At 41.8% G+C, this 12,888-nt stretch carries 11 protein-coding genes; 8 read left to right on the forward strand and 3 right to left on the reverse strand.

All coding sequences use genetic code 11. From position 1 onward, the window contains the following. Nucleotides 1-89 precede the first annotated feature (89 nt). Together AC3IRX_RS01025 and AC3IRX_RS01030 are read left to right on the forward strand one after the other, a co-directional pair. Nucleotides 90-743, forward strand: coding sequence for a metal-dependent transcriptional regulator (locus AC3IRX_RS01025; protein WP_489210657.1), 654 nt, complete (start codon nucleotides 90-92; stop codon nucleotides 741-743). Nucleotides 744-776: 33 nt separating this feature from the next. Next, on the forward strand, nucleotides 777-1,607 hold the full coding sequence (locus AC3IRX_RS01030; protein ID WP_489210658.1) for a GLPGLI family protein: 831 nt from the start codon (nucleotides 777-779) through the stop codon (nucleotides 1,605-1,607). Nucleotides 1,608-1,813: 206 nt separating this feature from the next. Here the strand turns inward: AC3IRX_RS01030 and AC3IRX_RS01035 are convergent, their stop codons facing one another. Both AC3IRX_RS01035 and gyrA read right to left on the reverse strand, forming a co-directional pair. After that, nucleotides 1,814-3,199 carry a tetratricopeptide repeat protein gene (locus tag AC3IRX_RS01035; RefSeq protein ID WP_489210659.1) on the reverse strand — a complete coding sequence of 462 codons (1,386 nt, stop codon included), beginning with the start codon at nucleotides 3,197-3,199 and terminating at the stop codon, nucleotides 1,814-1,816. A 27-nt stretch (nucleotides 3,200-3,226) separates the two neighbouring features. Then, a complete protein-coding gene (gyrA, locus tag AC3IRX_RS01040; RefSeq protein ID WP_489210660.1) occupies nucleotides 3,227-5,896 on the reverse strand; it encodes a DNA gyrase subunit A in 2,670 nt (889 codons plus the stop codon). A 141-nt stretch (nucleotides 5,897-6,037) separates the two neighbouring features. Between gyrA and AC3IRX_RS01045 the strand changes: the two genes are divergently transcribed. Continuing rightward, entirely contained in the window at nucleotides 6,038-6,352 is a 315-nt protein-coding gene (locus AC3IRX_RS01045) for a DUF4286 family protein (RefSeq protein ID WP_489210661.1), read from the forward strand. 1 nt (nucleotide 6,353) lies between these two features. Here the strand turns inward: AC3IRX_RS01045 and AC3IRX_RS01050 are convergent, their stop codons facing one another. Beyond that, nucleotides 6,354-7,385 carry an acyl-CoA reductase gene (locus AC3IRX_RS01050; RefSeq protein ID WP_489210662.1) on the reverse strand — a complete coding sequence of 344 codons (1,032 nt, stop codon included), beginning with the start codon at nucleotides 7,383-7,385 and terminating at the stop codon, nucleotides 6,354-6,356. A gap of 249 nt (nucleotides 7,386-7,634) precedes the next feature. Between AC3IRX_RS01050 and AC3IRX_RS01055 the strand changes: the two genes are divergently transcribed. From AC3IRX_RS01055 to AC3IRX_RS01075, 5 genes are all read left to right on the forward strand, one after another. Next, complete coding sequence (locus AC3IRX_RS01055) at nucleotides 7,635-7,985, forward strand: 4Fe-4S dicluster domain-containing protein (RefSeq protein ID WP_459084031.1); 351 nt, start codon at nucleotides 7,635-7,637, stop codon at nucleotides 7,983-7,985. A gap of 139 nt (nucleotides 7,986-8,124) precedes the next feature. Beyond that, nucleotides 8,125-9,186 (forward strand): 3-phosphoserine/phosphohydroxythreonine transaminase, encoded by a 1,062-nt coding sequence (gene serC, locus AC3IRX_RS01060; RefSeq protein ID WP_489210663.1) that lies wholly within the window; start codon nucleotides 8,125-8,127, stop codon nucleotides 9,184-9,186. A gap of 12 nt (nucleotides 9,187-9,198) precedes the next feature. Continuing rightward, entirely contained in the window at nucleotides 9,199-10,152 is a 954-nt protein-coding gene (locus AC3IRX_RS01065; RefSeq protein ID WP_489210664.1) for a D-2-hydroxyacid dehydrogenase, read from the forward strand. Between the two features lie 19 nt (nucleotides 10,153-10,171). Next, nucleotides 10,172-11,413 (forward strand): DUF1015 domain-containing protein, encoded by a 1,242-nt coding sequence (locus tag AC3IRX_RS01070; RefSeq protein ID WP_489210665.1) that lies wholly within the window; start codon nucleotides 10,172-10,174, stop codon nucleotides 11,411-11,413. A gap of 78 nt (nucleotides 11,414-11,491) precedes the next feature. Then, the gene (locus tag AC3IRX_RS01075) at nucleotides 11,492-12,844 is read left to right on the forward strand and encodes a M20/M25/M40 family metallo-hydrolase (protein WP_489210666.1); all 1,353 of its coding nucleotides are present in this window, start codon (nucleotides 11,492-11,494) and stop codon (nucleotides 12,842-12,844) included. The last annotated feature ends 44 nt before the right edge of the window (nucleotides 12,845-12,888 follow it).

The following is a 12,888-nucleotide window of genomic DNA, read 5'->3' on the forward strand; positions in this document are numbered from 1 at the left end:
CAAATTTAAGGTTTTAATTTTGGTCTTTGGAAAAACTTCTTATGTTAGATAGGTTTTTTTGAGAGTCTAACTTTTTGTACTTTTGAGGCATGACAACACGTACAGAAGAAAATTATTTAAAGGCTCTCTATCATTTGACAGAGAAAAATCAGCCCGCAAGTGTCAATGAACTCAGTAAAATTCTGGGTATCAAGATGCCTAGTGTAAACAGCATGATGAAGAAGTTCGAGAAAAAAAGCTGGGTTAGTTATGAGCCTTATAAACCTCTTTTGCTTACGACTTTGGGCAAGAAGGAGGCTGCACTTATTGTCAGAAAGCATCGTTTAACCGAAATGTTTCTTGTAGAAAAAATGGGATTTGGTTGGGAGCAAGTGCATGAAATCGCAGAAGAAATCGAACACATTCAATCGAGTTTGTTCTTCGAAAAAATTGACGAGCTTTTGGATTATCCTAAAACCGATCCGCACGGATCTGCCATCCCCGACAAAAGCGGCTCCATTGAGCGCTTTAATTACAAAAGCCTTAACCAAGGTAAGAAAGGAGATGTTTTAGTGTTTTGCGCTTTAACGGAATCGACCAGTGAGTTTTTAAAATATTTGAATGCAAAAAACTTAGCCTTGGGTACAAAGCTTAGAATCGATTCTGTCGAAGAATTTGACGGAAGTATGAAGGTGAGTTACGGAGGCGAAACCCATGAGTTTAGCGAGAAAGTTACGCAACGCCTTCTGATGGAAAAAGCATAAGAAAGAAGTAATATCCAAATGCGACTAAATACTATGACTTATTTAAAATTGAATTTATTATTTTTATTTCTAGCAATGACTTTTTTTGCTAAAGGACAGGATAATATTATGGTGAATTACACTATGATTTATAAGAAAGATTCAACGCAAGAGGATAGAACAAGAAAAGAATTTGTTTTGTTAGCTTCCCCAAATTCTAAATCTTCAGTATATTTTTCTTACGATAAATTTAGGTACGATTCGATACAAGTTGCAAATGGTGAAAGTGAACTGCATCCATCAAAGAATTTTGATTTTGAATTTATGATCAAAAAAGACTATAGTTCAAACTCCATCTCTAAATTTGAAATACAATTAAGTAAATTATTTAAAATCGATTTCGTGCCAGATCTCAAGTGGCAAATTACAGAAGATAAGAAACGTATTGATATTTATTCTACGCAAAAAGCCATTTTAAATTATAAAGGAAGAGTGTGGGAGGCTTGGTTTACAAATGAAATTCCGATACCAGATGGGCCCTATATATTTAGCGGGTTACCGGGTCTAATTTTAGAAATGCACGATAGTAAAGATAACTTTTTGTTTACTTTGACGAATATTAAGGAAGGTTATAAGGATTCTTCACCTATAATGAGTTTAAAACCAATCCCAATAACTTCAGAACAATTAAAGAAAACACGTCTTGATCACTTTAATGATCCATACAGGGAAATGAGAAGCGGAGACAGAAAAGTTACATGGGTCGACGAAAACGGAAAAAAGTTTGAACCAGACTACAGAGAACTCACTAAAAGTACACAGGAAGCTATTATTAAATTTAATAATCCGATAGAACTAAGTGATGCAATTATTTACAATAGATAATTGCAATTTATAAAATATGGATAGCGTCCTATTCATTAATAAGCTGCACATTTTGCAAATAGCTCGAGAATTACCACCCCATGGCAATACGGAGTGAGTCAAAGGATTCAAATTAGTAGTTCAGAGGTCGTTTCAGGAATCGATCAATTAACAAAAAAAGCCGTCTCGAAATCGAGACGGCTTATACACTTTAATAAATTAAGCGCTTATTTTTGCTTCGCTTTTAAAGCGGCTTCTTTTGCTTTGAACTCTTGGAATTTCACCTCATTCTTAGTGCTTTGGTAAAGCCCTTTTAGAATGGTAACGGCATCGATATCCTCAGGCGCGGCTTTGTACCACTGCTCTGCGTAAGGAACTGCTTTCGCAAAACGTTCTCTACGATCTTCCATTACTTTGTTCGCCTCGTTCATCTTCCCTGCTTTTCTTAGGTCATTGTACTGATCAATGTGTTTTTGATCGTTGTCAATGTCCATCGTCATGTAAGTCAGGTTCTGATAAGCCGGTGCATAACTCGGGTCAATTTCAACTGTTTTCTTGAAATAAGATTCCGACTCCGCTCTTTTGCTTGGGTCTTTGCTAGAAAGAACCCCTAGGTTGTACCAACTGATTTTATCTTGTGGGTTTTTAGCCACTAGTTCTTTCAAACTTGCCATAAACTCATCGGTTCTTCCCGCGCGGTAATAAGCAAGACCTTTTAATTCAGTCAGCTTGGTGTTTTTCGGGAATTTATCCATTCCTTTTTGAGAGTACGCAATCGCCTCGTCATATCTTTCTGCTTCAATCATTAGACCGACAGCCGATTCGTAAAGTTCCTGCTCAATGTTAGGACTCGTTTCGTTTTTATACTCCGTATAATCTGCGTTTTGAGTCTTTTTCATTAAATCCCAAGTGGCTTTATCGAACTCTACTTGTTGTCCTGACTTGTCCTTTGCAAAGTAACGAGTCTCAACTCCTGTGTAGTTGGAATCAATTAGCGTTTTGTAGATTTCAATCCCTTTTGCTTTGTCTGACGAACGAGCATAGGTGATGGCTGAAAAATACAGGTATTGTTTGTTTTCCTGACCTGCAGCTTTTAAAAGGTTGTAAACTTCTAAGAACTTAGGACCTGCAACGTCGAAATTTTCTTTGTTGTTGGCTTCTAATGCCGCTGCATTGGCTGCTTGAATTAAAGGATTTACCTGCCCGATAATTTGTCCGGTCAATACCGGTTTATAAGCCTCTTCTTTCAGGTTTGAAATTCCAGAAGCATCCGCTTTGGCTTTTCCAGAAATGTAAACTTTCGTTTTCCCTTCTTTCCCAGCGTAGATTTTGTTTTTCCCTAAATCGGTAATGTTTGCAAGTTGAGCTGCACCTTCTACGGTTTTCCCTTCTTTAATTAGGACTAGACCTTTGGTGTAATAGTACTGTTCTTGAATGTTAGGTTCGAGGACATATACTTTCCCATTCATTAGAGCTTCGGCCTGAGCAATGTTTTGTTTTGCTTCCGCAGTGTTCCCTGCCTCAATCGCCTTAAATGCCGCAGAAACTTCTTTTTTCTGCGCGAATGCAAAGGTCATAGAAACCATTGCTACACTTAAAATTATTTTTTTCATTCCTATACTTTTTTAACGTTAATTACTTTATTCTTCGCTAGGTTCAGAGGAATCGTCTGCTTCGTTTTTTTCTATCTCTTCATTGTCCTTCTTTTCCTGCTCTTCAATGCTGCGTAGGTAAGCTTCATCTCCTAGAGTGGTTACCGCATTGTCTCCACTTTGTGGAGCTCCACTGAATTCTACAAGATCGCTATGAACGGCTCCTGGAAGTGTTTCTGTAGATTCCTCTTCAGATTCTGCGATTTCATCGTCCATTTGCACTTTCGCAATGGCTGCGATTTCATCGTTTTTCTTGAGGTTAATTAATTTAACCCCCTGCGTATTTCTACCCATCACACGAAGTTCATCGACGCTCATACGAATAGCGACCCCTGATTTGTTGATAATCATAAGACCGTCTCCGTCCACAACGTTTTGAATCGCGATCAGGTTTCCGGTTTTTTCCGTGACATTCAGGGTGATTACCCCTTTACCGCCTCGGTTTGTCACACGGTAGTCTTCCACTGCAGAACGTTTTCCGTATCCTTTTTCAGAAACCACTAAAACGCTTTCTTGCTGCACATCATTCACAACAATCATACCAATAACCTCATCACTCTCTTCTAGGGCGATTCCTCGAACCCCAATAGAGCCTCGGCCTACGGCGCGAGCCTTCTCTTCTGGGAATCGGATGCATTTTCCTTTTTGAGTCGCAATCATGATTTCAGAATCGCCTTGTGTCAAACGGGCTCCTAATAGAAGGTCGTTGTCTCTAATTTCAATGGCGTTAATTCCGTTGGTTCTTGGGCGTGAGTAGGCTTTAAGTAAAGTCTTTTTCACCGTTCCATTCTTCGTGATCATCACCACGAACATTTGATTTACGTAGTCTTCGTCTTTTAGATCGTCTGTTTTAATATAGGCGCGAACTTTGTCGTCTGGTTCTATATTAATAAGGTTTTGAATCGCTCTCCCCTTCGCGGTTCGAGATCCCTCAGGGATTTCGAAAACACGGAGCCAGTAACATTTTCCTTTCTCTGTGAAAAATAGCATGTACTGGTGGTTTGTCGCGGAAACTATGTATTCTAAAAAGTCCGTATCTCTTGTGGTAGCCGCTTTGTTACCTACACCTCCTCTACTTTGAATTTTGTATTCAGAAAGGCTTGTACGCTTAATGTATCCTAAATTAGAAATGGTAACCACTACGGTATCGTCTGGAATAAAGTCTTCGATAGACATATCGCCACCGGCGTAATCAATCTCCGTTCTTCTTTCGTCTCCGTATTTCTCTTTGATTTCAAGCATTTCTGCTTTGATGATCTCAAATCGTCTAGGTTCGTTAGAAAGAATGTCTTCAAGGTCATTAATTAAGGCCATGATTTCATCGTATTCCGCACGAATCTTGTCGAGTTCCATTCCGGTAAGTCGAGCAAGTCGTAAATCTAGAATGGCTTGAGCCTGAATTTCAGAAAGTTCAAATTCACTAATCAGCCCTTCTTTCGCTTGGTTAGGCGTAGAGGAATGACGAATGATCGCAATGGCTTTGTCAAGAGAGTCTTGGGATCCAATGACTTTCATGAAACCTTCTAAGATGTGCGCTCTTTCTTGCGCTTTGCGAAGTTCAAACTCCGTACGTCTTACAATCACGACGTGACGGTGATCGACAAAATGCACGATCATGTCCTTTAAGTTCAATTGCTCAGGTCTTCCGTGAACAAGGGCAATGTTATTGATACTAAAAGAAGTCTGAAGCGCCGTGTATTTGTAAAGTAGATTTAAAACGACATTTGGAATCGCATCGTTTTTAAGTTCGTAAACGATTCTCATCCCACGTCGGTCTGATTCGTCCCGAATTTCGTAGATCCCAGGTACTTTTTCGTCCTTCACAAGTTCTGCGGTACGAGAAATCATTTCCGCTTTGTTCACTTGGTAAGGAATCTCGGTCACAACAATAGCGTTGCGATTTCCAATTTCTTCAAAGTTTACTTTTGCGCGAGTGACGACGCGGCCTCTTCCTGTGTGGAATGCGGCGCGCACGCCTTCGTACCCATAGATAATCCCACCGGTTGGGAAATCGGGCGCCACGACATGCTGCATGAGCTCCTCAATGGTAATTTCGTTGTTGTCAATATAAGCACAAATTCCATCTACAGCCTCTGAAAGGTTATGGGGTGCCATGTTGGTGGCCATCCCCACCGCAATCCCTGAGGTTCCATTGACCAGGAGGTTTGGTATACGCGTAGGCATTACCGTAGGCTCGGTCATGGAGTCATCAAAGTTGTTTTGGAAGTCCACAGTGTCTTTGTCTAAGTCGGCTAAGATTTCATCCGAAATTTTCTTTAGTCTTGCCTCTGTGTATCGCATGGCTGCGGGTGGGTCTCCGTCCATGGAACCAAAGTTCCCTTGTCCGTCTACTTGGGTGTAGCGTAAACTCCATGGCTGCGCCATACGAACCATCGCGTCATACACGGAGCTATCTCCGTGTGGGTGATACTTACCAAGTACGTCCCCTACGATTCTCGCAGATTTCAGGTGCTTTCTATTTGAAAACACGTTAAGTCCATACATCCCGTATAATACCCGTCTATGGACAGGCTTGAGACCGTCTCTCACATCTGGTAATGCTCTGGATACAATCACCGACATCGAGTAATCGATGTACGAGGATTTCATTTCATCCACAATGTTAATTGGAATTAACCTTTCTCCTTCTGTATTCATATAAAATCTAAAATGTTTTTCAAGGCCGAGGCCTGTGATTTCTATTTTTTACGTTCAAAATATAATAACGTGCTAATTTAAGAAAAAATTCCCGATTTTTGCCCTCAAAATTATCCACATTTCTCATAAAAATAGACAAAAATGACGGTACTGAGCATAACTTTTCATACGATCGCCTCCTCGCTTGAGTTGTGGGATTCTTATTTGCAAAACGAGCTTCATCAAATGGTTGAAAATCTGTACGATGTAGAGAAGTATATTATATCTTCCGTAGAAAGCGATCGCGTAACGGAGGGGCAAAATACCAATTTGCTCCTTGTGTTTGAAACCCAAGCGATTCGTTCTAGCTTTATGGAAAATGAACTTGTCAATTTGGTGGAGCACGTAGAAAAGCGCTTTCAAGAGGAAGTGATGGTCTTTGTGACCGCGCTAAATCCTTCTAAAAGTCGGTTTTAATCTAGAGTCCTTCAAGAAAGGCCATCGTGTCCACGTGGTCTGCGTATTGAGATAGGGTTGGATTTTGAGCCTCTCCTGGTTTGATTCGATTTTCAATTTGCTCAAGATTGGAAACCACGCACTGGGTTTCGAGCTTATGGGTTTCAAGGAAGCTTTGCGCCTCTTCCCACGATTTATAGGTTGAAAAATGAAGTACGGACAAAGGGCTGAAAAGTTCAGGACTTTCTCTTAGCATGACAAAATTGTTGTCCCAAAAGAGATCTTGGTTTAGAAGGTAAATGGCTTTGTTGTAATCGTAGTTGTTCGCATAGCCATTGTGGTTGATAATCTCCGAGTAAGGCAAAAGATTCTCAAAGATTCGTTCGAGCTTAAAGCCTTCGGGAAGTAGTAAGTAGGTTACGTTTCGACAGCCTAAGCCAAAGTAACTAAAGACGTCCTTTCCTAGCGCTTGCAAATCCTCATCACTGTCGTTCTCACTCACGACCGCTAAGGAGGTTCGGTTCTTTCGAATTATGCTTGGGTGGTCCTTAAAGTAATACTCTAGATAACGTGCTGTATTGTTACTGCCAGTAGCGATGATGGCATCGAAATTTTCTAGTTTCTCAGTCAATTCGTAATTCACATTCCCTTGAGAAAACTCATTCCATTTCGTAAGTAGAAAAGGAAGTAATCGCTTGTCCTTAGAAGAGAGCTTAAGGACAGGGAAATGTCCGCTTAACAGGACGCAGATCACATCGTGAAATCCCACTAGTGGAATGTTCCCCGCAAGGATTAGCCCTACTCGACGAGTCGTACTTGGTCGTTTGTAGGAAGAAAGCCATTCTTGGATTGCAGGTTCATTTAAAACACTTGCCCACTGGGAAAGGCTCTGGGTGAGCGATTCTTTCGTGAACCACGAATTTTCAGCCGTGGTTTTAGCTAGTACCTCTTCTAGTGCCGTTTGTTCAGGGGAAAGATTCTCGCTTGTGTCGAGATAATTCTGTATAAACTCACCTAATTTTGCAAGGCCTTGTATTTGTAAATCTAATGCCATTAAAAATGTTTCTCGTCGTTGGATAAGACTCTAAAAAGGGGCCTAAGGCCCTGTTTTTTAGTAAAGACAAAGATAAGCAATCGCGGGCAAAATGACAAATGGGTCGCACCACCTTACGCCAGGAGCTAGCCTGCTCAGAGATAGGGCCAAAACCTGATCTATTTTAGGTCTAGAATCTCGCTAAAATTCGTCTTGAGCCGAGATTTCTTTGTATATTTGTGCAACTTTATATAAAAATTAACAACAGCAATGGCGATTAGAATAACGGATGAATGTATAAATTGCGGCGCTTGCGAACCTGAATGTCCAAACAATGCAATCTATGAAGGTGCAGTGGACTGGAGAGCCTCGGAGGGAACTTCCCTCAAAGGAAAGGTAACCCTTAAATCCGGGTTAACCGTGGATGCGGATGCTCCGCAAGAGCCCGTAAGTGATGATGTATACTTTATTGTCACGGACAAATGTACAGAATGCATGGGATTCCATGAAGAACCACAGTGTGCTGCCGTATGTCCGGTAGACTGCTGTATACCGGATGAAGACCACGTAGAGTCGGAGGAAAGCCTTTTAGCGAAGAAGGCTTTCTTGCACAACGAATAATTAGTAAGGCCTCAAAGTATTGAGGCTTTTTTTTCAAACCTTGTTGTCTCTCTCTCCTAAACGGATAGTAAAGATATGGCAGAAGGTTTTTCTGTTTCACCTTTTGTCGCCTCGGCGGCAAACCAAGACCCAATTACTCATGAATAAAAAACACAATTTTAGCGCAGGACCCAGTGTTTTACCTCAAGAAGTCTTTCAAAAGGCCTCGGAGGCTGTGCTTGATTTCAATGGAATCGGCCTGTCGCTTCTAGAGATTTCTCATCGTAGTAAAGAATTTGTCGCTGTCATGGAAGAAGCGCGCACGATCGTAAAGAGACTTATGAATCTAGACGATCAGTATGAAGTGCTTTATCTAGGAGGCGGAGCTTCGCTTCAATTTCTGATGAGCGCAATCAACTTAATGAAAGCGCAAAACGGAAAAGCGGCGTATTTGGATACGGGAACTTGGGCGGCCAATGCCATCAAAGAAGCGAAGAAATTTGGAGAAGTGGATGTGGTTGGTTCCTCCAAGGATAAAAATTACAACTACATTCCAAAAGGATACTCTGTGGGTTCCGAGTACGATTTCTTTCATTGTACATCGAACAATACCATTTACGGAACTCAAATGAAAGAGTTTCCAACAGTGGATACCCTTAGTGTCTGCGATATGAGTAGTGATATTTTCTCTCGTGAGATCGATTTTTCAAAATTTGATTTGATTTATGCGGGAGCGCAAAAGAATATGGGGCCTGCGGGAGCCACCCTCGTGATTGTGAAAAAATCAATCTTAGGGCATACGGGAAGAGACCTTCCCTCCTATTTGGATTATAGTCTGCACATTAAAAAAGAATCCATGTTTAACACCCCGCCTGTATTCAACGTTTATACGAGTTTACTAACGCTTCAGTACTTAGAAAAAAGCGGTGGAATTGCAGCGGCCGAAGAAAGAAACAATCAAAAAGCCGAACTTCTTTACAATGAAATTGACCGAAACCCTCACTTTAAAGGGTATTCAGAAATAGAAGACCGCTCGTTAATGAATGTAAGTTTCGTTTTGACGGACGAGAGCCTAAAAGAAAGTTTTGATAAGGCTTGGGCTAGCGCAGGCATTTCAGGACTAAATGGTCACCGTAGCGTGGGCGGATACAGAGCAAGTCTGTACAATGCCCTGCCTCTTGAGAGCGTGAAGGTGTTAGTAGAGGTAATGAAATCTATCTAAAAAAAAGTAGGCATGAAAATTTTAGCGAATGACGGAATTTCCAAAAGCGGGCTTGAGCGATTTAGAGAGGCCGGTTTGGAAGTGATTGAGCATCGCGTCGCGCAGGAGCAATTGCCCGATTTTATTAACGAAAATGGGATTGAAATTCTTCTGGTTCGTAGCGCCACTCAGGTCACAAGAGAATTAATTGATCAGTGCCCTTCCCTGAAAATTATTGGACGTGGGGGAATTGGAATGGACAATATTGAGGTTGAATACGCAGAGGAACTCGGGATTCAAGTTGTAAACACGCCTAGCAGTTCCGCACGCTCTGTGGCAGAGCTTGTCTTTGCGCATTTTTTTACCTTAGCTCGCTTTCTTCACGAATCCAATCGACTGATGCCTTTAGAAGGAGAAAGTCAATTTAAAGCGCTCAAAAAGTCCTTTTCAACGGCAGTAGAACTTCAAGGAAAAACCTTAGGGGTGATTGGGTTTGGAGCCGTGGGTCAAGAGGTCGTAAAAATGGGACTTTCCCTCGGAATGAATGTGAAGGTTTGTACTCGTACGGCAAGAAAGGAAACGCTAGAGCTTTCTTTTTTTGATTCGCAAAGCGTTACTTTTGAATTGCAAACCACGAGCGATCTTCCCGAATTTTTGAAAGACCTTGATTTTTTAAGTGTAAACACACCGAAATCTAGCGCGTATCTTCTCGATAGGCCAGAGTTCGAGAAGATGAAGCGAGGAATTCGAATTGTGAACACCGCTAGAGGCGGCGTAATTAACGAAGTGAGTCTGCTCGATGCAATTGAAGAAGGAATCGTCACGGGAGCTGCTCTCGATGTATTTGAAAGCGAGCCCCATCCTGAGCTGCCTCTTTTAATGAACCCAAGTCTCTCTCTTTCTCCTCATTTGGGGGGAAGTACCCTTGATGCGCAAGAGAAAATTGGGCGTGAACTCGCAGAGCGCATCCTAAGTTTAATCCAATAATAACGACAGATAGAACTATATGCCAGTATTTAGACCGTTTAAGGGGGTAAGACCCGTAGAAGATTACGTAGACAAATTTCCAACGCATCCCCTTGATAATTTTTCAATGGAAGAAATCAGTGCAAAAGCGCAGGAAGATTCTTCTTACATTCAGATGATCAAGCCGGCTCTTCTTTCTAAGTCGAAAGACATTGATCGAAACCTAAGAAAGATCAGAACCAATTACGAGCAACTGCTCCAGGATCGAAAACTTTTGCAAGATCCCTCTGCCTATTATTTATACGAGCAGATCCACCCCAGTAAAGCGGTGTATAGAGGACTCTTAGGACTCACTTCGGTAGAGGACTTTTGGAATGGTAAAATCAAGCGTCACGAAAGTACCATCCCTCAAAAGAAAGAAAGACTTGCGCATTACCTTGAAAAAGTAAACGTGCAGGCGGAACCGGTTTTACTTACCTACCCTGCGAATTCCAAAGTGGAGCTTTTAATGAACCACGAGGAAAAGAATGTTCCGATTTTAAACTACGATGACGAACAGGGGATTAAGCATAAGATTTGGAGAATTGACAACCGTCTTAAAATGCTTCAGTTTAAAGAGGTTTTGGAAAGTATCGATTCGTTTTACATTGCAGACGGACACCACCGAATTGGTTCGGCCGCACTCAATGCAAAGCATATGCGCGCTAGAAACAAGCGTCAAACTGGAAACGAGGCGTACAATTTTGTATTCAGCTACATCGTCTCTAATCAATCCATCAAGATTCACGATTACAACCGCGTGGTAAGAGATTTAAACGGAATGAAACCGGCCGCTTTTTTAAAGTCGCTTGAAAAAACCTTTAATATCCATGAAAAAGGAGACACGCCGTACTTCCCTTCTCAGAAATACCACATCTCCATGTACTTAGAAGGAAAGTTCTACTCCCTTCACGTTAAGCACGAACTCCGTTCTCAAGACATTAAAGTGAACTTCGTAGACCACCACATGGTGGATGAACTCATTTTCAACGATTTGTTAGGAATTGAGGATACGGATTCTTCCGATCGAATTGCCTACGTGAAAGGAACCTCTAGTATCGAGGGAATCAACCGCATTAAAGAAATAGTAGACACGACCAAATTCACAGTAGGTTTTGGAATTTACCCGGTAAGTTTTAATGAAATGATTAAAATTTCAGACCATAAAATCAGCATGCCCCCAAAGTGTACATACATTCAACCTAAGTTAGTGACCGCCCTGGTGATGTACGACATGAAGTAAAATTCTATAAACTAGGAGCCCATTGGGTTTGCCTTCTGTAAATATTTTTCTACATTCGTTCTTCCAAATAAAAGAAGTATGAAGAAAATCTTTCTCATTCCACTCCTTTGGGGTGGAATTTTGCATTCGCAGAATGCAGACTCCATCCAATTCAAACGGATTTCTGATGAAATCCTACTTCACGGCAAGGCCTACGACGACCTTCATGAACTAACCAAATCCATCGGCCACAGGCTTAGCGCATCGGAAGCTTATGAGAAGTCGGTTCATTGGGCAGAGGCTAAATTGAAGGCAGCCGGTGCGGACAAAGTGTATCTTCAACCCGTGATGGTACCTGTATGGGAACGGGGTGAGGAATCGCTTCAAATCCAAATTGGAAATGAGTCCTACAAAGAAATTAAGATGCTTTCCATTGGGAACTCAGAGGGAACCAGTGGCAAGGACGTGGTGGCGGAGATTATCGCAGTGCAAAGTTTAGATGAATTTAAAGCGCTAGATAAAAATAAGGTGAAAGACAAGATTGTCTTTTTTAATTTTACTTGGAGACACGACCATATTCAACCTTTTCAGGCGTATGGAGAGGCAGGGATTTACCGCCGCTCCACCGCTAGCGAGGCAGCAAGGAAAGGAGCCAAGGCGGTCATTATCCGTTCCCTTTCGTCCGCCTTTGATGCCATACCTCATACCGGCTCACTTCGCTACGATTCCGATGCGAAAAAAATCCCAGGAGTGGCCATTGGAAATACAACGGCTGACGAGCTTGCTAAGGCCCTGAAGACTCAAAAAGTGGTCGCCAAATTGAATTCCAATTGTACGATGAAAGAAGACAAAAGTTCCTTTACCGTGATTGGAGAACTCGTCGGAAAGAAAGATAAGTCGGTGATTGTGGTGGCAGGTCACCTTGATTCTTGGGATGTGGGCGAAGGAGCGCACGACGATGGATCGGGAGTGGTCCAAAGTATTGAGGCGCTGCGAACTTTTAAGAACCTAGGAATTAAGCCTAACCATACGATTCGGGTGGTATTGTATGCGAACGAAGAGAACGGAGTTCGTGGTGGATATAAATACCTAGAAGAGGTTAAAAAATCGAAAGAGCCGCATTTGTTCGCCATTGAAAGCGACTCAGGAGGATTCTCTCCTCGTGGAATTGCTTTAGATATGAAAGAAGAGCAAAAAGCACAAATTAAATCTTGGGCTCCCCTGTTTTTGCCTTACGGAGTGTATGATTTTGAAAAGGAGCATAGTGGCGTAGACGTAGGTCCTTTAAAAGAGGTAGGCGTGGCATTAGCCGGACTTTCTCCGGATCCGCAGCGCTATTTTGATCTGCACCATACGGAGAAGGATGTTTTTGAAAATGTAAACCGAAGAGAGCTTCTTATAGGAGCCACGGTCATGACCCAACTCCTTTACATGGTAGACCAAAACTGGTAAACCTTTTAGAAGTTCCCTTTGTATATAACCCTAAAAAAAGCAAT

The organism is Epilithonimonas sp. KH_059 (assembly GCF_057838485.1).